The sequence below is a fragment of the Halorussus sp. MSC15.2 genome, from assembly GCF_010747475.1.
Taxonomy (GTDB): domain Archaea; phylum Halobacteriota; class Halobacteria; order Halobacteriales; family Haladaptataceae; genus Halorussus.
Genome location: NZ_VSLZ01000001.1, coordinates 866,063 through 891,868, shown reverse-complemented (window position 1 = coordinate 891,868; position 25,806 = coordinate 866,063). Strand labels below are relative to the sequence as shown.

General features: G+C 66.7%; 26 protein-coding genes, 1 tRNA gene and 1 pseudogene. 15 read left to right on the top strand and 13 right to left on the bottom strand.

Annotation, left to right across the window (positions count from 1 at the left end; all coding sequences use genetic code 11):
• Position 1 precedes the first annotated feature (1 nt).
• Entirely contained in the window at positions 2-361 is a 360-nt protein-coding gene (locus FXF75_RS04690) for a hypothetical protein (protein ID WP_163520349.1), read from the bottom strand.
• A gap of 106 nt (positions 362-467) precedes the next feature.
• Here FXF75_RS04690 and FXF75_RS04685 point away from each other — a divergent pair, with 106 nt between their 5' ends.
• From FXF75_RS04685 to FXF75_RS04665, 5 genes are all read left to right on the top strand, one after another.
• Positions 468-812 carry a winged helix-turn-helix domain-containing protein gene (locus FXF75_RS04685; RefSeq protein WP_163520348.1) on the top strand — a complete coding sequence of 115 codons (345 nt, stop codon included), beginning with the start codon at positions 468-470 and terminating at the stop codon, positions 810-812.
• A gap of 1 nt (position 813) precedes the next feature.
• Positions 814-1,137: a hypothetical protein gene (locus FXF75_RS04680; protein WP_163520347.1), complete on the top strand. Its 324-nt coding sequence runs from the start codon at positions 814-816 to the stop codon at positions 1,135-1,137.
• A gap of 232 nt (positions 1,138-1,369) precedes the next feature.
• On the top strand, positions 1,370-1,969 hold the full coding sequence (locus FXF75_RS04675) for a gamma-glutamylcyclotransferase family protein (RefSeq protein ID WP_163520346.1): 600 nt from the start codon (positions 1,370-1,372) through the stop codon (positions 1,967-1,969).
• Complete coding sequence (locus FXF75_RS04670; RefSeq protein WP_163520345.1) at positions 1,920-2,852, top strand: hypothetical protein; 933 nt, start codon at positions 1,920-1,922, stop codon at positions 2,850-2,852. The genes FXF75_RS04675 and FXF75_RS04670 overlap by 50 nt, the downstream gene beginning before the upstream one ends.
• 66 nt (positions 2,853-2,918) lie before the next feature.
• Positions 2,919-3,887 carry a succinylglutamate desuccinylase/aspartoacylase family protein gene (locus FXF75_RS04665; protein WP_163520344.1) on the top strand — a complete coding sequence of 323 codons (969 nt, stop codon included), beginning with the start codon at positions 2,919-2,921 and terminating at the stop codon, positions 3,885-3,887.
• Between the two features lie 121 nt (positions 3,888-4,008).
• On the opposite strand, the gene FXF75_RS04660 is transcribed toward FXF75_RS04665, so the two are convergent.
• A complete protein-coding gene (locus tag FXF75_RS04660) occupies positions 4,009-4,269 on the bottom strand; it encodes a hypothetical protein (RefSeq protein ID WP_163520343.1) in 261 nt (86 codons plus the stop codon).
• Between the two features lie 52 nt (positions 4,270-4,321).
• The gene (locus tag FXF75_RS04655) at positions 4,322-4,522 is read right to left on the bottom strand and encodes a hypothetical protein (protein WP_163520342.1); all 201 of its coding nucleotides are present in this window, start codon (positions 4,520-4,522) and stop codon (positions 4,322-4,324) included.
• Positions 4,523-4,708: 186 nt separating this feature from the next.
• Between FXF75_RS04655 and FXF75_RS04650 the strand changes: the two genes are divergently transcribed.
• From FXF75_RS04650 to FXF75_RS04640, 3 genes are all read left to right on the top strand, one after another.
• Positions 4,709-7,429, top strand: a complete 2,721-nt coding sequence (locus FXF75_RS04650) for a lamin tail domain-containing protein (RefSeq protein WP_163520341.1) — start codon at positions 4,709-4,711, stop codon at positions 7,427-7,429.
• A 440-nt stretch (positions 7,430-7,869) separates the two neighbouring features.
• On the top strand, positions 7,870-9,159 hold the full coding sequence (locus tag FXF75_RS04645; RefSeq protein WP_163520340.1) for a hypothetical protein: 1,290 nt from the start codon (positions 7,870-7,872) through the stop codon (positions 9,157-9,159).
• A 38-nt stretch (positions 9,160-9,197) separates the two neighbouring features.
• Positions 9,198-9,548 (top strand): VOC family protein, encoded by a 351-nt coding sequence (locus FXF75_RS04640; protein ID WP_163520339.1) that lies wholly within the window; start codon positions 9,198-9,200, stop codon positions 9,546-9,548.
• Positions 9,549-9,561: 13 nt separating this feature from the next.
• On the opposite strand, the gene FXF75_RS04635 is transcribed toward FXF75_RS04640, so the two are convergent.
• Positions 9,562-10,341: an HAD-IIA family hydrolase gene (locus tag FXF75_RS04635; RefSeq protein ID WP_163520338.1), complete on the bottom strand. Its 780-nt coding sequence runs from the start codon at positions 10,339-10,341 to the stop codon at positions 9,562-9,564.
• Between the two features lie 151 nt (positions 10,342-10,492).
• Between FXF75_RS04635 and FXF75_RS04630 the strand changes: the two genes are divergently transcribed.
• The 3 genes from FXF75_RS04630 to FXF75_RS04620 are packed head-to-tail and all read left to right on the top strand — an operon-like array spanning position 10,493 to position 12,137.
• On the top strand, positions 10,493-11,506 hold the full coding sequence (locus tag FXF75_RS04630; RefSeq protein WP_163520337.1) for a PGF-CTERM sorting domain-containing protein: 1,014 nt from the start codon (positions 10,493-10,495) through the stop codon (positions 11,504-11,506).
• On the top strand, positions 11,503-11,772 hold the full coding sequence (locus FXF75_RS04625; RefSeq protein ID WP_163520336.1) for a hypothetical protein: 270 nt from the start codon (positions 11,503-11,505) through the stop codon (positions 11,770-11,772). The genes FXF75_RS04630 and FXF75_RS04625 overlap by 4 nt, the downstream gene beginning before the upstream one ends.
• A 53-nt stretch (positions 11,773-11,825) precedes the next feature.
• Positions 11,826-12,137 (top strand): hypothetical protein, encoded by a 312-nt coding sequence (locus FXF75_RS04620; protein ID WP_163520335.1) that lies wholly within the window; start codon positions 11,826-11,828, stop codon positions 12,135-12,137.
• A gap of 93 nt (positions 12,138-12,230) precedes the next feature.
• Here FXF75_RS04620 and FXF75_RS04615 read toward each other — a convergent pair.
• Positions 12,231-12,304: transfer RNA gene (locus FXF75_RS04615), tRNA-Ile, on the bottom strand.
• A 157-nt stretch (positions 12,305-12,461) separates the two neighbouring features.
• Positions 12,462-13,022 carry an FxsA family protein gene (locus FXF75_RS04610; protein ID WP_163520334.1) on the bottom strand — a complete coding sequence of 187 codons (561 nt, stop codon included), beginning with the start codon at positions 13,020-13,022 and terminating at the stop codon, positions 12,462-12,464.
• A 150-nt stretch (positions 13,023-13,172) separates the two neighbouring features.
• Here FXF75_RS04610 and FXF75_RS04605 point away from each other — a divergent pair, with 150 nt between their 5' ends.
• Both FXF75_RS04605 and nhaC read left to right on the top strand, forming a co-directional pair.
• Positions 13,173-15,053, top strand: a complete 1,881-nt coding sequence (locus FXF75_RS04605) for a threonine--tRNA ligase (RefSeq protein ID WP_163520333.1) — start codon at positions 13,173-13,175, stop codon at positions 15,051-15,053.
• A gap of 219 nt (positions 15,054-15,272) precedes the next feature.
• Positions 15,273-16,724: a Na+/H+ antiporter NhaC gene (gene nhaC, locus FXF75_RS04600; protein ID WP_163520332.1), complete on the top strand. Its 1,452-nt coding sequence runs from the start codon at positions 15,273-15,275 to the stop codon at positions 16,722-16,724.
• Between the two features lie 22 nt (positions 16,725-16,746).
• On the opposite strand, the gene FXF75_RS04595 is transcribed toward nhaC, so the two are convergent.
• From FXF75_RS04595 to FXF75_RS04565, 7 genes and pseudogenes are all read right to left on the bottom strand, one after another.
• A complete protein-coding gene (locus tag FXF75_RS04595) occupies positions 16,747-17,541 on the bottom strand; it encodes a DUF502 domain-containing protein (RefSeq protein WP_163520331.1) in 795 nt (264 codons plus the stop codon).
• A 64-nt stretch (positions 17,542-17,605) separates the two neighbouring features.
• A complete protein-coding gene (locus tag FXF75_RS04590; RefSeq protein ID WP_163520330.1) occupies positions 17,606-18,646 on the bottom strand; it encodes a dipeptide epimerase in 1,041 nt (346 codons plus the stop codon).
• Positions 18,643-19,655, bottom strand: a pseudogene (locus FXF75_RS04585) (DUF1611 domain-containing protein). Before FXF75_RS04585 ends, FXF75_RS04590 begins: the two are co-directional and overlap by 4 nt.
• A 179-nt stretch (positions 19,656-19,834) precedes the next feature.
• Complete coding sequence (locus FXF75_RS04580; RefSeq protein WP_163520329.1) at positions 19,835-21,016, bottom strand: low temperature requirement protein A; 1,182 nt, start codon at positions 21,014-21,016, stop codon at positions 19,835-19,837.
• A gap of 33 nt (positions 21,017-21,049) precedes the next feature.
• The gene (locus FXF75_RS04575) at positions 21,050-21,808 is read right to left on the bottom strand and encodes a CehA/McbA family metallohydrolase (protein ID WP_163520328.1); all 759 of its coding nucleotides are present in this window, start codon (positions 21,806-21,808) and stop codon (positions 21,050-21,052) included.
• A gap of 113 nt (positions 21,809-21,921) precedes the next feature.
• A complete protein-coding gene (locus FXF75_RS04570; RefSeq protein WP_163520327.1) occupies positions 21,922-22,752 on the bottom strand; it encodes a ZIP family metal transporter in 831 nt (276 codons plus the stop codon).
• Between the two features lie 54 nt (positions 22,753-22,806).
• Positions 22,807-23,202 (bottom strand): hypothetical protein, encoded by a 396-nt coding sequence (locus FXF75_RS04565; RefSeq protein ID WP_163520326.1) that lies wholly within the window; start codon positions 23,200-23,202, stop codon positions 22,807-22,809.
• Between the two features lie 173 nt (positions 23,203-23,375).
• On the opposite strand from FXF75_RS04565, the gene FXF75_RS04560 reads away from it, so the two are divergent.
• Entirely contained in the window at positions 23,376-23,999 is a 624-nt protein-coding gene (locus FXF75_RS04560) for a hypothetical protein (RefSeq protein WP_163520325.1), read from the top strand.
• A 9-nt stretch (positions 24,000-24,008) separates the two neighbouring features.
• Positions 24,009-25,781 carry a flippase activity-associated protein Agl23 gene (locus FXF75_RS04555; protein WP_163520324.1) on the top strand — a complete coding sequence of 591 codons (1,773 nt, stop codon included), beginning with the start codon at positions 24,009-24,011 and terminating at the stop codon, positions 25,779-25,781.
• Positions 25,782-25,806: the final 25 nt, after the last annotated feature.

Below are 25,806 nucleotides of genomic sequence, written 5' to 3'. Positions count from 1 at the left end.
CTCACAGGTTCGCGGTGACGACCGCCATCTGCGAGGCGCAGAACGCGACGAGCAGGAGATTGGCGGCGAGGTCGTAGACGAAGCGGGCCGCTCGCACTTCGTCGCGGACGCCGGGAAGCAACGCGACGGCTCTGACGACGACGTACGCGCCGGTCGCCACGGCGGGAACCGCGAAAGTCGCCACAGGTCGCGGGGCGCGCGTGAGTCGCACGCCCTCGTCGAGTCCCACGTGCCACCCCACGACCATCTCCGCCGGGAGGTCTCCGTAGAAGGCGATTCCGACCGCGAGCGTGAGCGCGAGGAGCGCGAGCGCGGTCAGGTCGGGCAGGCGAACGTCGTGCGCGGTGAGCGAAATCGTCATCTCGGGTTCCGCTACGCCCCCCGTCGTGTTAGCGGGGTGGACGCGACTTCACGCACTGAAGTTGTCGTCAGGTTTTTATACCGATTCGGAAAGTTACTCGATAACAGTGAGTGAGGACTGCGACGTGGAGGACATCGCCGCCCTCCTCGAAGACGAGACGGTGCGCACAATCCTCACAGCAACCAGCATCGAACCCATGTCAGCCAACGCATTGAGCGAACGGTGCGGCGCATCGGAGCCGACGATTTACCGGCGACTGGAGGACCTGCGAGCGTACGACCTCGTGGAGTCTCAGACCCGCCTCGACACCGCGGCGGGCCACCACCACAAAGTGTACTCGCCTCGCCTCGAACGCGTGACCGTCGAACTCGTCGAGGGGTCGCTCACCGTCGAAGTCAGTCGCCGCGAGGACGTGGCCGACAGGTTCACCGACCTCGTCGAGGGGATGTGACGTGCTGGGACCGCTCCAAACCGCGCCGCCGGACATCCCGAGTTGGGTGCGACTGCTGTCGCAGGGGATGAACTTCGTCGCGGCGCTCGTCGGTCTCCTCGTCGCGTATCAGGCCTTCCGCGGCTACCGGCGCAACGACAGCAGACCGATGCTGTTCATCGCGGTCGGATTCACCCTCACCGTCGGTCTCCCGTTCGTGCTGGTAGTTCCCATGCTCCTCCTCGGAAACAGCCCCACCGCGGCGTCGGCGTACGTCATACTCTCCAACGGCAGTACGCTGGTGGGACTCGGCTGTATCCTCTACGCGCTCAGGATGCCGACGTGACTCGAAGCGGGTCGCGCGAGGCGGCCGTCGCCCACCGATAGCCCGTAGCCGACCGTGCCTGACTGCTGGAGGTGAAGACACCTCGGTCGTCCACCGACGAACAGTCCCGACGGCGCCGTCGGCGGTTCCCGGGACGATGTCGTTTTCTCGCAGCGTCGGTCGCGGTCGCCGGGAATCAGGGTGCAACCGACCGCCTACTAATTAAAGGTCTACCCTCGTAAGGGGGACACGGATGGACGCCGACCAGTCTACCGAACGCGATTTCAGTGACGTCGGGATTATCGTTTACGGCAGTCTGCTCTATCCGGACGAGTGGGACGACCTTCCCCATCCCTCTTACGAACGGGGTATCAGGGTCCGAGTCCGGGGATACAAGCGGATACTGAACAACGAAGCCGACTTCCGGTCGTACACCGGGATGCGTCGAGCGGTGCTCAACGTCGTCCCGGACCCGGACGCGTGGATAAACGGGATACTCGTGCCGCGCCTCTACGACGACGAGAAGGGGGAACTGATAGACAGGGAGAGCGGGTACACGATGGAGGAAGTCGATAGCGACGATATCGAGTTCTACGATTCGGCGCGGGAGGACGCACTGTCGGTCCCGGTCAAAATCGCCGTCGGCGAGAAGCAACGCGACGACATCCTCCCCATTCCAGGGTACCTAAAAATTTGCCTGAAAGGGGCGAGATATTGGGGCACTGATTTCTACGACGATTTTGTACACTCTACGGAGGTGGCGACCGGGGAGACCCTCGAACGCTACCTTCAGGAGTGGGGCAATGGGAAGGAATCACCCGAGTACGTTCACGGTAACGAGAACGAACGATAGGGAGGCCGAGACCGAATATATCGTTCAGATAGACCCCGAGATTCTCGACGGATGGGGAGGGCCGTCCCAGCGGGAGTTCCTGAAGCTCAGGAATCCGGACAAGGAGACCGAGATACACTCGAGAGTCCAGACACGTCCCCGGCGTGGTTCGACCGACGGGCCGGCCCAGCGAATCGGACTCGATTTCACGATTCGCACGGCGCTCGGCGTTCCCTCGGCCGACGATACTAACTACGGCACCGCGACGGAAGCGGGACGGGTGTGGGTGAAGCCGATATCGAACCGGGAGCAACGCTGGCACAGGCGGGTCCTGAACTCGGTTCTCGGCGTTCGTCCGGCGGCGTGTCGCGTCCGCATGGCAGTCTTTCCGGACTTAGAGAACAGGGTCTGTCGGATTCCGGCGAACACGATAGAACTGCTGGGCATCGAGGAGGGCGATAGGGTTGTGGTCGAATCGACTCGGGGTATCGCGAGAGGCGTCAAGGCGCTCCCGCTCGACGACGAGACGCGGGCACGCAAACGGCGGCAGAAAAACAGGGACTCGCAACGATATCTGGACTGTCGGGAACGACTCCACTTGGAGGACATCCGCAAGACCGGGGAGGACATCCCCGAAATCTTCCTCGACCACGACGTTCGTCAGGAACTGAAGCTTCACGAAATCAGTCGAAAGGGCAACGGCGTGTGCCAACCCGTCAGGGTGTACAGGGACTCGGTCCACCTCTTCGAGCGACACCTGTACGATTTCACCGCACCGCTGACGCTGGTGCTGGTCGGCGCGGCGTTGCGCGTGGACAACGAGGACTATCAACTGCTCCTCTTCCTGTTCGCGGGCGTCGTCTGGGCACTGGTGATATTCTACAGGAGCAAGTCGACCCTCTGAACTGCCACGCCCCGTCAGGGGTCTCCGAGAGAAGCATTCAATTGTGTGCACGCAATTGAGCGACCCATGCGACACGATTCCGAGCGCATCACGCTCGCTCGACTACCCTCGGGCGGGAAGGTCAAAACGACGGTTCATACCTACGAGGGGTCTGCGGACGGCCCGACGGTCTACGCACAGGCCGCACAGCACGGCCACGAGATAAACGGCACCGAGACCCTCCGGCGGGTCCACGACCGCCTCACCGCCGACGGGACCGAACTCGCAGGTCGAGTGGTCGCCGTCCCGGTCGCCGACCCGCTCACCTTCGACCGGGTCTCGTACACGACCCCGGAGCAGTTGGACAGCGTCAACCGGAACATGAACCGGGTCTGGCCGGGCGACGCCGACGGGACCCTCCACGAACGCATGGCCGCGACGCTCTGGGAGTACGTCGCGGACGCCGACGCGGTCCTCGACCTCCACACCGGGAGCGCGGACATGCTCACCCACGTCGTGTTCATGGAGGGCGACGCGGAGTCCCGCGCGCTCGCGGAGGCGTTCGGCACCGACCTCCTGCTCTCGGAGGAGGCGGGCGAGGACGCCGACGCCGAGTGGGACGCCCGCGACTTCGGCGGGAAACTCCGGGTCGTGGCGTCCCGGGAGGGCATCCCGACCGTCACGCCGGAACTCGCCCACAACAAACACCTCGTTGAGGACGCCGTCGAGGCGGGCGTGTCGGGCACGCTGAACGTCCTCCGACACCTCGGCCTGCTCGCGGGCGACCCGACCGCCGACGACCCGACGGTGGCGCGCAACCACCTCGGCCGAGTCACGGCCGACGACTCCGGACTGTTCCGGGTCGACCCCGACCGCGAGGTGGGCGAGCGCGTCGAGGCGGGCGAACGCGTCGGCACGCTCTACGACCCGACGAGCTACGAGGTGCTACAGCGCGTCGAGACCGACCGTGGAGGAATCCTCTACTCGCTCACGCAGGAGGCGACCGTAACCGCCGGTGAGAAACTGCTGAGCGTCGCGCTCGTCCGCGAAGAGTGAAAGGTGGAGCTCGCCGACGGGACTGGCAGAGCGGTTCCACGACGGAGAGGAGGGTACCGTTCGGGAGTGGAGTCCGTGTCGCGTGACGACGTGAGGAAGAGTGCCGGGTACTCGCGCGGCGTTACTTTCGCGCCGTGACGTAGAGCACCGGCGCGACCACCAGCAGCGCGATGCCGAGGAACTTGTAGTGGAGCGGCGCGAGACTCGACGGGACTACGACGAACAGCAGGCCGAACGTGATAGCGTTCAGTGACAGCACTTTCCGGGAGCCGAGCGGGATGGCCGCCACCACCGACAGGACGAACGCCAACAGCAGTACCTGCCCGACGTTGTACTGGAGCAGGAAGTCGTCGATGAGCGGCATTGGCACGAACTCTAGCATCTTTACTGGAAACTCGGCCCGAAATACCCTTTAAAGTTCCGCTATCCGGCAGTCATCCGGCGGTGCCTTCGAGGTTCAGCGGACGAACCCAGACGTACCAGATGGCCAGTATCGCCGTGAGATAGCCGCTGACCCAGACCGCGGTGCCGAGCGCGTCGTAGCCCGCGGTGGTCAACGCGTACTTGAGCAGTCCGGGTACTACGACTCCGAACGCGAGTGCCAGTCCGAACCGGACCTTCTCGCCGCGGCCCATCAGCGACCACCGTCGTTTCGTCTGGTCATGCCCGCGAGTTGGAACTCCAAGACAGTCAAATCCTCGGTTCCGTTCGGCGGACGCATCCGGAAGAACTTCACGCGAGATTACATTTTATAGATATATAGTTACAATATATTAGAAATACGTTGATTTATGTGGTTAGAGTTTCTGTTTTTTTCACGCATGAACCGACGTACGTTCCTCTCGGCGCTCGCGACCGCGGCCGGCAGTTCGGCCGCGGGTATCGAACTCACCGGTCGGAGTCGGGCGGCGTCCGGTCGGATACCGGAACTCGAAGCGTACTCCACGTCGAGTCTGGTGACCTACGACTACGCACCGCTCACGGACGACGCCCACGTCGCGGTCTGGGCCGAGGACACCGCGACGAACGGCGACGGTGACACCAGCGCCGACGCCGTCTCCTACGGCGAGGATACCCCGATTCCGGTCGTGGCGAGCGACTGGAACGTCGTCGGCTTCGGGTCGATGCTGGTCACGGACGCCGACACCGACTGGCAGACGGGGAACGAAGAGTTCGTCCTCAACGTCTGGGACGACGCGCTCGGCGGTTCGGGCACCGTCCTCTGGGACGAGGGTCACGGCCAGTACTACACTCTCTCGAAGTTCGCGGAGTTCGACGGCTACGCCGAGAACAACGGGTACGCGGTGAGCGCGACCACCTCGCTGACCGCCGACCTCTCGGCTGCGGACGCGGCGGTCATCACGTCGCCGAGTACCGCGTTCACTCAGTCGGAACTGAGTGCTCTCGGGGACTTCGTGTCGAACGGCGGGTGGCTGTTCCTCCACGACCAGTCGGACCACAGTAACTACGACGAGACCGCGAATCTCAACGACGTGGCGAGCCACCTCGAACTCGCGTTTCGGTTCAACGACGACCAAGTGACCGACGAGATTCGCAACGGCGGCGAACCGTACCAACCGGTCACGACGCAGTTCAACACCGCGTTCTCCTACTTCGGCGACCGGGACGGACTCGGACTCGACCCCGAGAAGACCTACACGGTGTCTGTCACGGAGGTCATCGACGGCGACACGGTGAAGGTCACGTTCGACGACGGGACGACCGAGAACATCCGCATCCTCGGCACGGACACCCCCGAGAAGTCCTCGAACAGTCAGTACGAGCGCGTAGAGGAGTGGGAGGGAATCGAGTCCAACACCTACCTCGAAGCCCGGGCGGACGACGCCACTAACTTCGGCAAGAGCGAACTCGGCGGGAAGTCCGTGGACCTCGCGTTCGACGACAACGAACCGGTCCGGGACGCGTTCGACCGCGTCCTCGGCTACATCTACTACGACGCGTCGGGCGACGGGAACCGGGACGCCAACTACAACCACCGACTCGTGAAGAACGGTCACGCCCGCGTCTACGACTCGTCGTTCGCTAAGCACGACGCGTTCGTCGACTCCGAGACGACCGCGAGAGCCGACGGGACGCAGGTCTGGGCCGAGAGCGACCCCGGGAACTCCACCGAGATTCGCGACAACCCCGTGGACGACCTCTTCTTCCCCCAGACCGCGAGCGTCCGGACGGCGTCCGGCGGCGTTCCGGACTCCCGGGTCCCGGTCTACGCCGAGTCCACGGCCACGCAGGACCTCGACGGCGGCTACGCCTACAGCGGGGACATTCCGTTGGTAGCGGTGGACGAGGACGCCAACGTCGGCGTAGTCGGCGGTCCCTTCATCGACGAGAGCTACGAGAAGTCGGAGGGGTACAGCACCGATACGTCGAGTTACGGCAACTTCGCCTTCCTGACGAACCTCGTGGACTACCTCGCCGACACTTCTGGCGACGTTCTCGTCGACGGCGGCCACGGTCAGTTCGGCGCGAGTTACGGTCTCTCGGCCGAGGACACCGCCTACTACATGCGTTACCTCGAAGGACAGGACGTCGCGCTGGAGGGCGTCAACGAGTTCACCGGTGCGAACCTCGACGGCGCGCGAGCGGTCGTCGTCACGACGCCGCCCGAGTCGTTCACACAGAGCGAAATCGACGCCCTGAACGACTTCGTCGCCGACGGCGGCGCGGTGGTTCTAGTGGGGAGTGGCAAGACCACGGCGGCGGCCCGCGCGAACGTCAACGACCTCGCCGACGGACTCGGCACCGACCTCCAAGTCAACGCCGACCGAGTGCTGGACGACACCAACAGCGTCGCCACCAGTCCGGAAGTGCCCGAGACGACCGTCTTCGACGGCTCCTTCCCGCTGTTCGACGCCTACACGCCCGGCACGTCGTCGGACTACTCGGTGTCGATTCCGACAATAAGCGAAGACGGTTCGACGCTCGACGACGAGTACGTGGACGTGAAAAACGACGGGTCGAGCGCGCAGGACCTGACCGGATGGACTCTCGAAGACGAAGCGGGCCACACCTACGGCTTCCCCGATGGCTTCTCGCTGGGGGCGGGCGACACCGTGCGCGTCCACACCGGGAGCGGCACCGACTCCTCGACCGACCTCTACTGGGACCGCGGGTCGGCGGTCTGGAACGACGGCGGCGACACGGCGTCCGTCTACGACGACGCCGGGAATCTGGCCGCCGAGAAGACGTACCCGACCAACGACTCCGACAGCAAAATCGCCGTGAAGACGGTCAGCGAGGCCGGTTCCACGCTCAACGACGAGTACGTGGACTTCGAGAACACCGGGTCGAGCGCGCAGGACCTGACCGGGTGGACCGTCGAAGACGAGGCGGACCACACCTACGGGTTCCCCGACGGTTTCTCGCTGGGGGCGGGCGAGACGGTGCGACTCCACTCGGGCGACGGCACCGACTCCGCGACGGACCTCTACTGGGGCGGGTCGTACGTCTGGAACGACGGCGGCGACACGGTGTCGCTCTACGACGCGGGCGGAACTCTGCACACCGAGTATAGTTACTGAAACCCGCACTTCGTCGGGTCTTTCCGTTCTTCACCGAGTCACCGTAACGAGTTGCTCTCCCTCGACAGCATCGAAAAACGCAGATGGGGGAAGGGGATGAGACGACGTCGCACGACTGTTGGCTGACTGGGTGTGGCGTGCGGTGGCGAGATGACAGGTGCCTAGCGTCGGGGTGCGGCGCAACTTGTTGTGCACGCCACGTCGGGAGCGACCCATCCGAGAGTGAAAAGGCTCGCTAATTGACGATTATAGCTCTCCGTACTGCTATACTCGGCTCCCGACCTCGGCGGTTTCGGACGGCGACTCGCCGACTGCGGTCGAATCAACACGTAGTCAGCAGCGGACTCACTTCAGGAACTATCGGATGGTCGTTCACCGCCGCGTCGAAGTTACGGCGGTCGGACCACAGTTACTTGGTCGGTCCCTGTGAACCCCGGAATATGCGACGTGTCACGACCGTCGGTCTCGTCGTGCTTGCGCTCGTCGGGTCCGCAGTCGTGGGGTCCGCGGTAGTGAATCCAGCGGTCGTAACGTCGGCCCTCGCGGTCGAGCAGCGCAGCGTCGGAGCGGACGCAGTCGGACCGAGTGCGGTCGGAGCGGACGCAGTCGGTCTCGGGGCGGCCCGAGCGGACGAAACCGGACCGACGGCGAACGGAACCGCCGACGACGCCGGAGCGACGCTGGTCAGCGTCGGCGACACCCGAATCTGGCCGTACGTCGCCCCCGGCCGGACGTTCGACCGGCGGGCGAGTTCCATCAACGTCGTCGTCCGCGACGACCCTCGACGTGTGGAGCGGTATCTCACAGGTCGCCGCGAGTGGAACCACAGCGACGACGAGTGGGTCGGCGACCCGCCCGACGAGACCGGGGTCGTCGGCGACGAGCGCGTCCCGTGGCGCGACGCCCCCGGCGCGGCCCGCTACGTCTACGTCGCCGACCGGGGTTGGGTCACCGAGCGATACCAACTCCACCGCGGGGAGTACTTCGGCGCTCGCCACCACCTCCGGGCCTACGGTCCGCGAGACGGGAACTGGACCGCGGTGCAGGCCCACGCCGAACACTGGGACTGGTTCACCATCACGCACACCGTCGATAGCGTGGAGGTCGCCCAGCGGCGGGTCGAGTCGGCGTTCCTCGGCAAGCCGGGGTTCACGGTCCGCCGAGTGTACCACGCCAACGACGACACCTACGACGCCGACGGGTGGTCCACGGTGGTCGCGGTGGCGCTGGCACCCCTGCTCGGTCGGAAGTCCCGGCGCTATCTGGCACGGCTCACCGACCGACGGAACCGCCGACGGGTCGCTCTGACGGGGACGCTCGCGGCGCTCCCGCTCGTCGTTCGGTTCGGCGGCGTCCTCTGCGAGCGACACCTCCCGTGGCTGTCGCCCGACGCAGTGGTCGCGCTGTGGTATCCGGTGCTGGTCGCGGGCGTCCCGCTGGCGGCCGTGGCCCTCGGTCGGCGTCTCCCCGAGATGGAAGCAGGCGCGCTCGCGTCGCTCGGATTCGGCGCGGGTCTCGTCCTCGACTACGCCTCCCTCGGGGTCGCGGTCCTGCCGATTCCGGTCGCCGCGCACCGGGCGGTCGTGGTGGTCGCCGTCGGACTCATCGCGGCCGGGGCGGGGTCGGACGACTCGGAAATCACTGCTTCGTCAGGGGACAAGTGGACACCGGCGCTCCGGGCGGGTGCGGTGCTGTGGGTCGTCGCCGTGGTCGCGGGACACCTCGTCTGAGCGGCGGTTTTTTGCCGTCGCTCCGCGATGGAGCGTTCGTGAGCGCGATTACGTTCTTCGCAACGACCGACTCGGAGCGCGTCGTCGAGTTCTACACCGACACCGTGGGCGCGGACGTGTGGCTCGAACAACCCGACTGCACGATTCTGAAGTACGACAACCAACTGCTCGGCTTCTGCGAGCGAGAGGAGGCCGACACCGAGGGAATCGTGACCTTCGTCTACCCCGACCGGGAGAGCGTGGACGCGATGTACGAGACGTTGGCCGACCGCGCCCGCGACGAACCCCACGAGAACGAGACGTACGAGATTTACCAGTTCTTCGCGACGGACCCTGACGGGCGAACCGTGGAGTTCCAGACGTTCCTGCATCCGACGGACGACGTGTAGCTGTCGAAGCGTCTCAGGCTCGGAGGAGCGACTCCACGTCGGCGACCGAATCGAGGACGTGGTCCGGGGCTACGTCCGAACGCTCCGCGTCCGCGCGGGTGCTCACGCCCGAGAGAACGAGTGCGGTCGTCAGCCCCGCGCGTTCGCCCAGCGCGATGTCCGTGTCGAGTCGGTCGCCGACGACCAGACACTCCGGTCCCCGGCCCGCGACTCGCGACTCGACCGCCTCTGCCGCGGTCCGACCGGGTTTGCCGAGCATCGCGTCGGGGTCGCGGTTCGCGGCCTCCGCGACGGCGGCGACGATGGGACCCGACCCCGGAACCGGACGGTCGGCCGCCGGAATCGTCCGGTCGGGGTCGGTCGCCACGAACGCCGCGCCGTCGAGCGCCCAGAGCGCGTCTCGGAGGCGGTCGTACGTGAAATCCCGGTCGATGGAGGCGACGACCACCTCGGCGGCGTCTGGGTCAGCGACCAGCGGAACGCCCCGCGCCGTCAACATCTCGCGCAGACCCGCTTCGCCGAGCAGGTAGGTCGGGCTATCGGGGTACTCGGCGGCCACGTAGTCCGCCGTGAGCGACCCGCAGGTGACCACGTCGCCGGGACCGACCGCGAAGCCGAGACCCGCAAGCCAGTCGGCGTAGTCGGCCGGTGGCCGCGTCGGGTTGTTCGACAGCAGGAGGAGGTCGAGACCGCGCTCGCGGAGTCGGTCCACCGCCTCGATAGCGCCGGGAACGGGTTCGTCGCCGCGAACGAGGGTGCCGTCTACGTCGAGGACGACGCTTCTGATGGGCATTCGCCGACCGTTCGGTCCGGAGGATTAAGATTCTGTCTACCCTCGGACAGTGTTTCCGTCCGCCGCCGGAAGCGCCGTGCCGTCGGTTCGCAGGACCGGTCGCCACCTACCGACCACAAGACACTTTATACGCACCTGTGAGCTTCGGAATATGAACCGTGAGCGGATACTGGCGGGCGGAATCGCGCTCGTCGTCGCGGTGTCGGTCCTCGCCGTCGCCGTGGTCCCCGGGACGATAGCCGAGTCCGAGTCGGACCCGGTCCGGCCCGGCCACCTCGACATCCAAGAGGTGTCCATCGCGCCCGGGACGGTATCCGGCGGCACTGCGACTCTCCGAGTCGATTCCCGGCTCTCCCATTCGAGGGGCGAATCCGAGAACGTGACCGTCCTCGTTCGGGCGGTCCACCTCGAATCCGGACTGGTCGAAACGACGAAGCGGACGGCCGTCCCGACTATCTCGGGCGAGCGCGAGGTGTCGGTCGTCCAGAACCTCTCGGTCGAGCGCTCGGGCGGGTACCGAGTCGAGACCGTCGTCTTCCGCGACGGTGTCCGTATCGCCGAGGGCAGCAAAGAGGTCCGGGGCGTGGGTACCCTGACGCCGGAGTACGCCCGGACCAGCGTTCGATTCCACTGGCAGGGCGACGACGGTCTGCCGCCGATTGAGTACACCATCGGAAAGACGACGGGCAACCGGACGACCCTCGACGTTTCGACGTTCCTGACGAACGAGGGTGACGCGCCGTCCGAGGAGTTACGGGTCGTGTTCACCGCGAGGCAGGCCGACTCGAACATCGTCGCCGACCGCGCGTCGGTCGAGGTCGGCACCGTCCGACCCGGGCGGACCGTCACCCCGAACGTCGAACTCGCGGTCCCCGACGGCTACAACTACTACCTCGACGCGGTGCTGTGGAAGGACGGCGTCATCGTCGGCACCGCCCGGAGCGTGGCGAACCTGAACCCGACCGAGACCGTCCGAGCGAACGAGACGGTCCGAGAGGTCGGACTGGAGGTCGGCGACTTCGAGAACGGCCCGACGGGCGGCCGAGGAGCGCCCGAGACGACCGTCGAGGAGGCGGCGTCTGCCGGTGGCGTACCCGGATTCGGAACCAGCGTGGCCGCCCTCGCACTGGTCGGCGCGCTACTCCTCGCACGGAGGCACGCATGAGTGAAGCAAACACCGACACCGAGATGCCCGAGGAATCGACCACTGACTTCGAGATACGGACGAACCTCTACCGGGCCGCACTGGGCCTGTTCGTCCTGCTAGCCGTGGTCGCGGTGGTCCAACTGTACACCAGCGCGAACGCGAGCATCAATACGTTCGTCGCTCACGAGTATCGGCCGCTGTTCCGAATGGCGTTCAACTTGGTGGTGCTGTTGGTATCGGCCATCGGAATCTCGTGGACGGTGCGTGAGCTGAGCGAGGATTGAGTTCTATCCGACGACCACAAAGAATTAATAATAAATAGAACATAAAATATGGTATGGGTACGGACGACCTCGACGAACTAGAGAACTCCCTAGATGGGTTAGACGGCGGCCGGTCGGAGGAGAACAAAATCACGGCAGACGACGTCTTTCCCGCCGCGTTCATGGAAGAGTACACGAACTACGGTTCGTTACAGGCGTTCTTCGACGATAGTGAGTGGGATATCGAATCGGAAGACGACCTCGACGCAGTTCCGACCGACGAGTTCGACGAGCACGTCGCGAACAACACCGACTTCGGCGACTGGGAGGAGATGAAATCGAGGGCGGGGGCAGAGTGGATGGGCCGTCAGCTGCAGGGTAACTAGGCACGAATCGAGACGGTCTCTCTTCAACTGCGAGTCACCGCGATTCAGAGGTATCTCGGTCCCCGACTATCGGTTCCCGTAGAAACGAGGAAGTGGGCCAACGCGGATTTGAACCGCGAACCTCCCGGTTATCAGCCGAGCGCTCAACCTGATTGAGCTATTGGCCCGAGTGAGTGCATTCACTGCTTGCGGCCATGAATGTTTAAGCGTTTCCTTTCGACTCTCCTTCGGGACGCCCTCACGGAGTTTTGCGGCGGAATCGTCCGGGTCTGCCTCACCGTCGCGCGGCACTACGCCCGGCCGTTCAAGGCGCGTCGTCGCTCGCTACTTCTCGTCGTCTTCGAACTCGATGTCGTATGAGTCGTCGTCCACGCGGTAGGTGTCGTCCGAGGATTCGGACTGACTCCGCGACGCCGACCCGCCAGCGCCACTTGCGCCTGTACCGGTTCCGCTCACGTCCTCCGCGTTCGGGAACCCGAACGTGTAGATGTTCCCGGTGGCGAATCCGCCGGTCTTCTTCTCGATATAAGGCGTGACGACCCACTTCTGGACCGCCTCACGCACGAGGATGCGCGTGGGCGGGAACGCCAGCAGGAAGCCCACCGCGTCGGTAACCAGACCGGGCGTGAGCAGGAACGCGCCCGCCGCGATGAGCAGCGCGCCGTCGGTGAGTTCGTCGGCCGGGACCTCGCCGTTTCCGACGGCCTCTTGGAGTCGCCGGATGGTGTGGCGGCCCTCCGCGCGGACGAACAGTGTGCCGACCAACGCGGTCAGGACGACCAGTGCGACCGTGAGCACGGCCCCGAGTTGCGTCGCGACGACGACGAGGAACAACGCGTCTAGCAGCGGGATGAGTAGGAGTGCAATCAGTACGCGTTTTGACATCGGTTCGTTCTTGTCTTTGAATAGACGTTCACGCGGTAAAACCCTTTAGGTGCCCCTTGCGACTGGATACTCCCGGGCCGATAATCGACCGACACCGCGTCGCGCACGGACCCCCGTACACTTTTCACCGACCGAGCGGTCACTCCGTCCATGCGACTCCTGTTCGTCCACTCCGACCACCTCGAGTTCGAAACCACCACGGAGGCCGGAGCGGGACTCGCCGAGACCGAAGGCGTCCCGATGGAGGGCCGGATGGAGGACTGCGTGACCGCGTTCGTCAGCGTCGAGCGCGAGGACGAGACCGACCTCGACGCGGTGGTCGAGAACGCCGCCGACGAACTCCGGGACGTGACCGGCCGACTCAACACCCGGAAGGTCGTCCTCTACCCGTACGCCCACCTGAGCGACGACCTCGCGTCGCCGGACAGCGCCAAGACCGCCCTCCAAAATCTCGAGTCGGAACTCGACGCCGACTACGACGTTCTGCGCGCACCCTTCGGCTGGTACAAGGCCTTCGAAGTCTCGTGTAAGGGCCACCCGCTCTCGGAACTCTCCCGGCACGTCACGCCCGACCGCGGCGAGGGAGACGCGGACGCGGAGACCGCCGACCGCGCGCCCAGCGAGTGGAAACTCCTGTTCCCCGAAGGCGGGACCGCGGCCCTCCCCGAGCGGGACGCATTGAACACGCTCGACGCCGAGGACGCCGACCGCGTGAGCGACGACATGCGCGCCCTCGTCGCCGACGAAGTGGAGGGGAAGACCGCCAGCGAGGGCGACGAACCGGCCCACGTCGAACTCATGCGTGAGAAGGAACTGGTCGGCTACGACGAACTCAGCGACGTCGGCAACCTGCGGTGGTACCCCCGCGGAAAACTGGTCCGGGACTCGCTAATGGAGTACGTGAACGACCTCGCGGTCGAGTATGGCGGGATGCCGGTCGAGACGCCAGTGATGTACGACCTCGGGGTCCGGGCGGTCCGGGAACACGCCGACGAGTTCGGCGAGCGCCAGTACCGGTTCGAGTCGGGCGACCGCCGGATGATGCTGCGGTTCGCGGCCTGCTTCGGCCAGTTCTCCATCATGCGCGACATGCACGTCTCGGAGAACGACTTGCCGCTCCGCATCTACGAGATGTCCACCTACTCGTTCCGGCGCGAACAGCGCGGCGAGGTGATGGGCCTGAAGCGCCAGCGCGCGTTCACCATGCCCGACATGCACACCGCGACCAGAGACGTGGAGCAGGCCAAGGAGGAACTCCGGGCGCAGGCGAAACTCGCCCTCGGGACGAGCGAGGACCTCGACGTGAACTACGAACCCGTCGTCCGAGTGACCCGCGGATTCTACGAGGACAACGAGGCGTGGGTCGAGTCGCTGGTCGAGGACCTCGGCAACCCTGCACTCCTCGAAATCCTGCCCGAGCGCCACCACTACTGGTCGGCCAAGGTGGACTTCGCGGCCATCGACCGACTGGGCCGCCCCATCGAGAACCCCACGGTCCAGATAGACGTCGAGAGCGCCGAGCGATTCGACATCACCTACGACACCGGCGAGGAGTCCCACTACCCGCCGATTCTCCACTACTCGCCGTCGGGCGGCATCGAGCGCGTGCTGGCCGCCCTGCTGGAGACGGCCGCCGGGCGCGAGACGCCGCGACTGCCGACGTGGCTCTCGCCCACGCAGGTCCGATTCGTCCCGGTCGGCGAGGAACACGTCGAGTACTGCGACGCCCTCGCCGAGGACCTCGAATCGGCGGGCCTCCGGGCCGACGTCGACGAGCGCGAGGAGTCGGTCGGCAAGCGCATCGCCCGGGCCGAGACCGACTGGGTGCCCTACTACGCGGTCGTCGGGGACCGCGAGACCGAGGGGGACTCCGAAGGTCTCAAGGTCAGCGTTCGCGGGGAGGGCGAGGAGCGGGAGATGGAGTTCGAGGAGTTGCGAGCGGCAGTCCTCGAAGACGTGGGCGACCTGCCGAAGAAGCGACGCTATCTGCCGAAACACGTCAGCAAACACCCTCGTTTCACCGGGCGATAGCGTCCGACTTTCTCCGGCTGATGGCATCCCACTTTCTCCGATTGATAGGCTCCGCCTCCCGACCGCGACTCAGTTCCCGGCCGTTTCTCCGATTCACCGTTTGAGGCGCTGTCGATGCCGTCTAGTCGTGGTTGCCGATACCAAACCGCAATTTGAATATTCTCTACACGAATAAAATCGCTCCAGTTTAATACTTCGAGGTAATAATTGGGGACGTCAATGGCTTCGCTCGACTTCGAACCGCTGACGTACGGAGAACTGTCGCCGGAGCGACGGCCGACGCTCGCACAGGCGCTCGTGCCCGTACTCGGCGTAATCGTCTTCCTCGGAATCGGGTCGGGGTATCTCAAACTCGCGCCCCACGGCCCGCTACTCTGGAGTATCGTGCTGACGGGACTCGTCGGCTACTACTGGATGGACCTCTCGTGGGACGACCTGTACGACGGCATGGCCAACAGTCTGCTGATGGGACTGCAGGCGTTGCTCATCCTATTCACCATCTACGCGCTCATCGCGACGTGGGTCAGCGCGGGGACGATTCCCGGCCTGATGTACTACGGCCTGTCGGTTCTCACGCCCACGGTCTTCCTGCCCGTGACCGCGATACTCGCCGCGGTGGTCGCGTTCTCCATCGGGTCGTCGTGGACGACTGCCGGGACGCTCGGCGTCGCGTTCATCGGAATCGGGTCGGGTCTCGGCATCCCCGAACCGATGACCGCCGGTGCGATTCTGAGCGGGGCGTACGCCGGTGACAAGCAGTCGCCGCTCTCGGACACGACGAACCTCGCGGCCGCGGTCACGAACACCGACCTCTACGACCACATCCGAGCGATGCGCACGGGAACCGCCATCGCGCTCGGCATCGCGTTGGTCCTCTACGCCCTGCTCGGTCTCCGGGCGGGCGGCGCGATTCCCCAAGGGCGGGTCGCCGAGATTCAGGGCGCGCTGGCGGGCACCTACAACCTCTCGCCGCTCGTGTTCCTCCCGCTGGTCGTCACCTTCGGTCTCGCGCTCTACGGTTACCCCGCGCTCCCCTCGCTGGTCGCCGGGGTCTTCGCGGGCGTGTTCACCACCATCGTCGTGCAGGGCGCCGGCTTCACGGCCGCGTGGGACGTGTTCCTCAACGGCACCGCGCCCGAGACCGGAACCCAACTGGTCAACGACCTGCTGGCCGCCGGGGGTCTCTCGGGGTCGGCGTGGACCATCACCGTCGTCGTCGCCGCGCTCTCGCTGGGCGGCCTGTTAGAGGGACTCGGCATCCTCGCGGTGCTGGCCCACCACCTCGCGGAGGGAATCCGGAGCAGGACCGGACTGGTCGTCAGTTCCGGCGTCTCCGCGATTCTGGTCAACCTGTTCAGCGCCCAGCAGTACATGGCCATCGTGATTCCGGGGATGACGCTCCGGAACCTCTACGACGAGTACGACCTCGAAAGCAGCGACCTCTCCCGAGCGGTCGAGGCCTCGGGGACGCCCACGGGGGCGCTCATCCCGTGGCACGCCGGCGGGGTCTACATGGCCTCGGTGTTCGGCGTCTCGACGATGGCGTACTTCCCGTACTACTTCTTCGCCTTCCTCTCGCCGCTCGTCCTGTTCGCCATGGCGCTTACCGGACGCGCCACCACACCGAAGGACACCCCCGAATCGTCGGCGGCCGCGTCGGCCGACGACTGAGCGTCCGCGGGATTCGACTCCCTCAGTCGGCCTTCGCCGGACTGTCCTTCTCGTGTTCCACTCCCGGAATGTTGCCCACGGCGAATTCGTCGTCGTCCTCCCCGGTCGCGATGCCGCTGGTGATGATTGTCCGGACGCCCTCCTCGACGGTCATGTCCACGTCGTACACCCGGTCCTCCGGGATGTGAGCGAGATAGCCGCCCATCACCGGGTTGGGCGCGAACGGGAGGAACATCGCCACGAGGTCGTCCTCGCCGACCGCCTCGGAGATGGCCGCCGGGGAGTCGGCCGTCTCGAAGCCGAGGATGTACGACCCCTCGCGGGGGTACTCGACGACCTTCACGTCCTCGAAGTTCTCGGCCTCGCTCCCGAGCATCGCGTCGCCGACCCGCCGGAAACTCTTGTACACCGTTCCGACTCCCGGTATCTCGGCCAGCGCGGAGTCCACCGCGACCACGAGGCGCTCGCCGTATCTGACGTGTGCGAGGCTCCCGATAGCCACGATGCTCCCCACCAGAATCGTCCCGGCGACCAGTTCCGGGACGTACTCGAACACCGCGCTGTAGATGCCCAACCCGGCGAAGAACTCTGCCAGCCACAGCGACCGGAGGAACGCGACCGCGCCGGTCCACTCCAGAACCGCGACGAGGGGCGCGAACGCACCCGCGATGAACTCGACCACCGTCGCCAGTACCCAGACGGTCACGACGAGCGGGACGATGACGGCGATTCCGGTGACGACGACGCTGAGCAGTCCGTCGTAGAGCGATTCGCCGGTATCGCGGGCCGCCCCCGCTGGTGACTCCCCTTGCCCCATCTGTACTACAACGACTCAGCGATTGGCAAAAGCGATTACGGCGGAGTCGCGGAGTAAGGAGAGCCTACTCGCGTCGCGCGCCGGTTCCGGCCCGGTCGAGTCCGGCGAGGTCGATGTCGCCCTCGGGCATCGGAACGCCGTCGTAGGGGTCCTCCGCGAGCAGCAGCGACCCGTCGAGGTCGGCGTAGTCCAGCAGGGGCGCGAGGTGGGCCGCCGCCGAGATGGCGGCGTTCGTCTCTATCATGCACCCGAGCATGACCTCAAGTCCGTGGGCGCGGGCGGTGTGAATCATCCGCTTGGCCTCGCGCAGGCCGCCGCACTTCATCAGTTTCAGGTTGGCGATGTCGGCTTTGTCCGCGATGCGGGGCACGTCGGGGAGGGTCACGCACGACTCGTCGGCCGCGATGGGGAGCGCCGACCGGTCCCGGACGAACTTCAGGCCCTCCGGGTCGGCGGCCGGGACGGGTTGCTCCACGAATTCGAGGTCGTACGCCGCGAGGCGGTCTATCTTCCGAACCGCCTCGCGGGGCGACCACGCTTCGTTGGCGTCCACGCGGATGGTAGCGTCGGGCGCGCGGTCGCGGACCGTCGAGATTATCTCCTCGTCGCGGTCGGTGCCGACCTTGACCTTCAGCGTGGAGTAGCCGCGTTCGACCGCGGTCTCGGTCTTCTCGGCCATCCGCTCGGTCGAGTCGATGCCGATGGTGTAGGAGGTCGAGACCGCCGCTTCGGGGTCCAGTCCCCAGTAGCGATACAGCGGCAGGTCGGCGCGCTTGGCCGCCAAGTCGTGGAGCGCGACGCTGACCGCGCATCTGGCGGCGGGGTTGCGCTCGACGGTCTCGGCCATCCGGCGCTCGATGCGGTCGAGTTGGTGGGGGTCGCCCACGTCCTCGACCGCTTCGAGCAGGTCCGGCAGGACGGCCTCGACGGTGTCGGCGGTCTCGCCGTAGTGTGCGGAGGGCGCGGCCGCGCCGATACCCTCGGTGCCGTCCTCGTCCTCGATTCGGACGACGACGTTCTCGGCGGTCTCTTGGGTCCCGCGCGCGATGGTGAAGGCGTTCTCCAGCGGGAGCGAGACCCGCTCGAAGTCGGTCGCGAGACTCATAGGAGTTCGTCCACCACCTCGTCGGCATCGAAGCGCACCGGGTCGGTCGCCGGCGCGTCGAGTTCGTCGGCGAAGGTCGCCACGGCGTCGCGGGCGGCGTCGTCGTCCTCGACGTGTTTGGTGTTGAGCGCCCCGGCGACGATTTCGGTCTCGTGGACCGGCCGGGCGAGGTCCTCGTAGAGGGCCGCGTAGTCGGCGACCGGCGGGAGGTCGAACTCCTCGTAGCCGTGGACCGCCTCGCGGCCAGCCTCGTGACAGAGCACGAGTTTGTCGGCCATCGACCCGTGGAGGATGCCGCAGGTCACCGCGGAGTAGGCGGGGTGGACGATGCTTCCCTGCCCCTCAACGAACAGGTAATCGTAGTCGTCGCCTCGCTCCAGAATCATCTCCTCGACCGCACCGGCGGTGAAGTCCGAGACGACGCGGTCGATGGGGTTGCCCCACCCCTCTATCATGATGCCGGTCTGGCCCGTGGGGACGAACCCGGCGTCGGCACCGCGCTCGCGGGCGCCTCCAGCAGTTCGAGCGTGGCGGTCATCTTGCCGACCGAGCAGTCGGTGCCCACGGTGAGAATCACCTCGGCGTCCACCTCGTCGGCGACGCCCTGCGCGACCGTGAGGTCCTCGGGCGGGTTGCGCACGTCCCAGATGTCGGCGTCGTTCTCGGCGGCGAGCTCGGCGAACTCCTGGTCGTCCTCGAGGAAGTAGTGGAGTCCCGAAATCAGGTCGCACCCGCGTTCGAGGGCGGTGGTCACGTCCGAGCGCCACGACTCGTCGAACCCGCCGCCGATGGGCGCGATGCCGATGACGAGGGCGTCCACCTCGGGCGCGTCGGCCATCTCGGCGACTATCGGGGCGTCCTGCACGTCGGGCACGAGGTCAGAGACGCGCTTCCCGGCGTTGTCGCGGTCCAGCACGGCCTCGACCTCGTAGTCCGCGTAGCGCAACAGGCCGACCGCGGTCTTCGCGCGGTCGGGGAACTTCTCGTGAGCGAGTACGGCGACGTTCATGGATAGAGCGAGGCGATACGGGGGTATAAATCTCGGTGTGTCGGTAACGCGGTCGAGGGGTCCGACAGTAACGCCGTGACGCGATTCTTCCGCGACCCTGTCTCCCTGCACGACTCGTCGGCCCGGCATGCCCTGTACGCCACGCACGTCCTGCACCCCCGCACGCCACGCACGGCGATTCAGTCTTCGAGGACGGCCCGCCGGAGCGGTGAGTACAGCGTCTCGACGGCGACGAGTGTAATCGCGAGTACCACGAGACCGACGAGGGCGAGCAGCGCCGGGACGTCTGCCGCGAGGGGAATCGACAGGCAGACTGCGCCCGCGACGAGCAGGCGCAGGACGCTGACGCTCCCCACGTCGAACACGCGGAAGGCGTTCTGCCCGAGCAGGTAGAGCGCGGTCCCGCCGTAGAGGGCCACGGCGGAAATCGGGCCAAGCGGTTCCGAGACGTGGGCGACCGTCTCTTCGAGACCGAGCGCGACGAAGATGATGCCCGCGATTATCGGCAGGTGGAGGTAAGCGTACGAGTTTCGGGCGACGACGCCGCGCTCGTACTCCTCCAGACCGACGAAGTACTCCTCGGCGGCGAGCGTGACGTAGTCGAAGTAGAGCCACCCCAGCGCGGCGACGTAGACGATGCCGAGAAAGGCGGCGACGACGATTCGGAGCGGGAGTTGCGGGTCGGTCTCGGCCACGGTGAACCCCATCGCCAGAATCGACTCGCCCAGCGCGATGATGACGATGCCGCGGTATCGCTCCACGAAGTGCTCCACGTGGACGTCGAACTTGGCGACGCCGCCGATTGCCAGCGCGCCGTAATCCACCCCGATGCCGGCGACCCAGAGTCCCGAGCGTAGCGGTTCGCCCGCGAACCCGGCGGCCGCGAGCAGCGCCGGACCGCCCAGAAACCCGGGGACGAGACCGAGAAATCGCCTCCGCGCTCGGCCGTGGGTCGTGCGCACCGAGAGACCGACGTGGAGCGCCCGGACCACGAAGTACGTGACGCCGAACAGGACCGCGGTGTCCCCGAACGCCTGCGGAACGGCGAGTGCGGCGACGAACATGAGCGCGGTCGCGGTCAGGACGACGACTCGCTCGGACAGCACCGATTCGGTGGGGGCCGTGTCCATCAGCCACGAGTAGGTGACCCACGCCCACCACAGCGCCGCGAGCAGCGCGACGCCGCGAATCAGTCCGGCCCACGAGTGGTGGTGCGAGACGAAGGCGGTGACCCGCGTGAACGCGAAGACGAACACGAGGTCGAAGAACAGTTCCAAGGGGTCCGACTCCACGTCGGCCGACTCCTCGCCGCCCTCGGTCTCGGTCTCGACCTCGGACGACTGTCTCTCGCTCTCTCCCATTCGTTAGACCGTGACGACGATTCTGGTCACGATTCAGGGCCGCCCGGAGTCGCCGGTCTCCGGTCCGCGGGGCGGCGGCGCGTTCTGGTCCTCGCCCGGGGGCATACCGAGTCCCGGCGGTTCGGGCGCGGGGTGTTCCAGCCACCCCTTCTGCCCGTGAATCGCTTTGTACGCCCGGCGAAGCACCTGTTGGGACGGACTCCGGTCCACGTGCGGTTCCACCCGTCCGTCGCGAATCGCGGCCGCGACGCCCTCGGGAGTGAGTTCGTCGGTCTCGACCCGCGTGTAGGCCCGGCCGACTTCGACCGGGTAGTGGGCGTCGCTCCCGCCGACGAGCGGGAGTCCCCGGTCGCGGGCCAACCGCTCGACCCACTCGGCGGGGTCGGTGCCCTTCCCGTTGACCTCGATGGCGTCGAAGTCGGCGTCGGCCTCCCGGACCGTGCTGTTGCGGAACGGGTGGGCGACGATGGCCGCACAGCCGCGTTCGTGGGCCATCTCGACGACCTGCTCGGGCGTGAGTTCGCCCTGCGGAGTGCGCTCGGGCGGGTCCGGTCCGACCACGAGGACGTGGCCCTTCGTCGTGGTCACCTCGATGCCGGGCAGGAGCGAGAACGACTCGCCGCCGACGTCGAACTCGCGGTAGTAGTCGTGGTTGGTCGTGACCACCCCGTCGAGACCGCGGTACTTTGCGGTCCGCGCGAGCAGTCGCGCGCCGAGCGGGTCGTACGCCCGCCCGAGACTCGGGAATCCGTGGAAGAACCGCGTGTGGGCGTGTAAATCGACTGCGAACATCTATCTCGTAGACGAGCGAGAGCAAGTTATCGGTTGGGGCGGACTGAAGCGGAGGTAAACCCCAATCGAGGCGGACTATCGTCCGGGTAGACCGGTCTCGCGTCTGGGCCGGTCTACGGTCCTGGTCGTAGAATCATCCACGCGACGAACACCGCGACTGCACCGAGACCCGTACTCACGACGGCCTGCGCGCGGAGGCGGTCGAGCAGTTCGTGGGCGTCGTCGGTTATCTGGGCGACCTCGTACACCTCGCCGCCGAGTTCGCACCGCGGCAGGAAGTCCATGGCGATATGGAGGAAGATACCCGCGGCGAACCCGAAGACGACGGCGTTCACGGGGGCGCTGGAGGGCAGCGTCAGGAGCGCGGCCGGAATCGCGGTGAGACCGACGCCCGCGGCCGGGAGCAGCAGGACCGAGACCGGCTTGTCGGCCCGGCGGAGTCGGTCGGCCGCGGCGTACCCGGCCGGACCCTTGTGGGAGACGATAGCCAGTCCGAGCAGGAGACCGAGGTCCGTCATGTTGCCGTACACCAGACCGATGATGGACCCCGCGGCTAGCGAGTGGGCGGTGAGTTCGACCGCGGTGTGGTCGAAGGGGAGGTCGGCGTGCATCGCGCGGTGGCCCAGCGTGTGGGCCGAGAACCCTACCAGTACGCCGAACGCGATGCCGAACCCGCCGAACTTCGGGTGGTGGTCGATGGCTCCGGGGACGATGAACACGGCCGCGCTGGTTATCATCGCGCCGCTGGCGAGACCGTACCCCCAGACCAGTCGCCCGGCGTCGGTCGTGGCGCCGGTGCGCTCGCCGACGAACGCCGCGCCGCCCATCGCGGCGAACGCTATCCACGCGATGGCGAGGACCTTCGTCAGTCCCGCCCGGAGTGCGAGCGGGGTGAGGACGAGGAGTGCGAGCGGACCGACCAGTCCGAGACGGGAGACGGGCATGTTGTTAAAACTAAAGCCCGAATTAATAAGGCCGTCGGTTCGCGGGACCGGCGGTTACAACTCGTGGGTCTCCGACCGACCGTCGGCCGAGATGCGGACCGCGCGGACGCTGAAGTTCGCGGCGTCGAGTCCGCGGTCGTCCGCGCGGACGCGGTCGGTCAGGTCGAACTTGGTCCGGGAGGGGACGTAGGTGAGATACGCCGCGTCGCGGTGGGGCATCGTCGCCATCTCGGTGAAGGTGACGTAGCCTCCATCGACGGTCACCGTCGCGCCCTTCGGTAACGTCTCGCCGTCGTGGGGCGAGACGGCTATCACCCGAATCTGCGAGTCGTTCGCCGTGACCGTCTCGACGGACACGTCGTACCGAGGTCCCGAATCGAGGGGGAGGGCGTTACAGCCGGAGAGCAACACCAGTCCGAGGAGGGCGACGGTCAGTGTGGTCCGTCTCATCAGCGAGGTATTCCCTTCGATTCGAGAAAACCGTTGTCACTGGCCGGAGACGTCTCGACCGGTCACGAAGTCGCTCACGCCCAGTCTGGAGGGTCCGACCGCGCTCTCCCGAGACTGAAAGACGCCTTTCACCCTCTGGAAGCTTTATCCCCGACTGGTCCGGAGTCAGACGTGTGACTCAGAAGACACGACGCTCGGTCCTCGGAGCGGTCGGCGGGAGCCTCGCACTCGGAGGCTGTCTTTCCGACGCTCCCGGCGGAGATGGGACCGAACCGACGACCGGGAAACCGGCGGACGCCGAACCGACGACTACCGAAACGGCCACGGCTACGGACACCACCACCGGGGACTGGATAGAGCGCGCTTCGAAGAGTCCCGACCCCGACCACGCGATTTCGCTCCGGAACGAAGCGTCCGAGTCCCGGACGCTCCGGGTCGCGGTCGTCCGGCGGGCGACGGGCGAGACCGTCTTCGAGACGACCGAGCGCGTCTCTCCCGGCGGCGAGTTCACGGTGTACGACCTCCGGCGGGCGAACCCCGACGGCGTGGAGACGTTCGAGGTCTGCGCCGAACTTGTCGGGAAGGACGGAACCGAAACCGCCGGTGTCGTCGGGAACGCCACCGCCACCGTCGGCGACAGCGACGGCGAGTCCGTCGCCGACGCGGGGTCGGACGCGACGACCGCGGACTCCTCGCGCCGGGACTGCGCGACAATCGACACGAGCGAGTGCTACGGCGACGCTCACGCGACCGTCGGGGAAGACGGGTCGCTCCGGATAATCTATGCGATTTGCTGAGGGCCGCCGATGACGACCGACACCGAGACCACGCCGGCGGGTCGTCCCGCCACCGTCCGCCAGTTCGTGACGGACCGCGCCGACCGCGTCCGCCTCGCCGTCGCGGCCGTGGCCCTCCTCGCGCTGGTGGCGCGCCTGTTCGCGCTCGGGGTGCGGATTGCCCATCAGGACGAGGCGCGGGTCGCCTACTGGGCGTACCGATACGCCGAGTCGGGCGTCTACTGGTACCGGCCCGTAGTCCACGGTCCGTTCCTGACCATCGTGGACGGCCACCTGTTCGGCCTGTTCGGTGCCTCTGACTTCACGATGCGACTGGTGGTCGCGCTCGTCGGCGGCCTGCTCCCGCTGTCGGCGCTGTTATTCCGCGGGCGACTCAGGGACTCCGAGACGGTGGCGCTGGCGCTCGTCCTCGCGGCGAACCCGCTTCTGCTCTACTTCTCGCGGTTCTACCGCAACGACGTGTTGCTCGCGGGGTTCGCGCTGGTCGCGTCCGGTTTCTTCGTCCGGGCGTACGACCACCGGCGGCCCGCCTTCCTCTACGCAGGGACCGCGGCCCTCGCGCTGGCGTTCACCACCAAGGAGAACGCGCTGGTCTACCCGGTCTGCTGGGCCGGGGCCGCGGTCCTGCTCTGGGACCGCAGACTGCTCGTCGAGCGACCGGACGACACGCTGGGAGCGGTCCGCGACCGACTCGGGCGAATCGCTCGCGGCGTCCGGAACTGGCGGACTCACTTCGCGCTGGCGGTCGTCGAGTTCCTCGCCGTCTTCGTGTTCTTCTACGCGCCTCGCGGCGAGGGCGCGGGGGCGTCGCCCACGCTCGGCGCGACCGCTCGCGACCCGACCCTGCTCCCCGCGCTGGTCGGCGAGGCGACGCTCGGGTCGTGGCGCGCGTTCACCCGGAAGTGGGTCGGCGGCAACGACCACTCGTACCTCTGGACCGCGAAGGCGCTCTGGCCGCCGCTGGTCGAGGGCGGCGCGGTCGTGCTCGCGTTCGCCGCGCTCGGGTTCCTCGCGGACCGCTACGCCCGCGACCGACCCCGGGACGTAGTGGCCTTCGCCTCCTTCTGGGGAATCGCCAGTCTGCTCGGCTACCCCGTCATCGTGGACAACCCCTTCCCGTGGGAACTCGTCCACGTCGTCGTCCCGCTGGCGATTCCGGCGGCGGTCGGTCTCGCGCTGGTCGCGCGCCTCGGGGTTGAGAGCGTCGCGGACGGCGACGCGATTTCGGCGACCGCCGCGGCGGTGGTCCTGCTGGTGGTGGTCGGGCAGGTCGGCGCGACAGCGGTCGGCACCTCCTACCTCCGGCCGCAGAGCGCGGACAACGAGTTCGTCCAGTACGCCCAGTCGTCCAGCGAGATGAAACCCCTCCTCGGGGAGGTCCAGGAAGCGGTGCAATCGAACGAGGGAATCGACGTGATGTACTACGGTTCGACGTTCCACGCCGCCGACGAGCGTGCGTTACGGACGCCGAACGCAGACACCCACGGCGGGTGGTTCGGTCGCCTCCCGTTCGCGTGGTATCTGGAGCACTACGGTGCGGCGGTCGATAGCACGACCGAACCCGAGATACTCGACGGCGACAAGCCGCCGGTCGTCGTCGCGCTCGGTCGAGTCGAGACCTGCGACGAGGCGTCCGCGAACGCGAGCGACATCGACCGCTACATGTCGGGCTACGACCGCCACGAGGTCCAGCGCTACCTCCACGACAGCGGTTGTCACAAGAGCAGTGCGGTCGTCTACGTGGCCGAGAACACGACCGACGGTAGGGGGTCTGGCGGATGACCACGCGTTCCGAAGCGGCCGATTC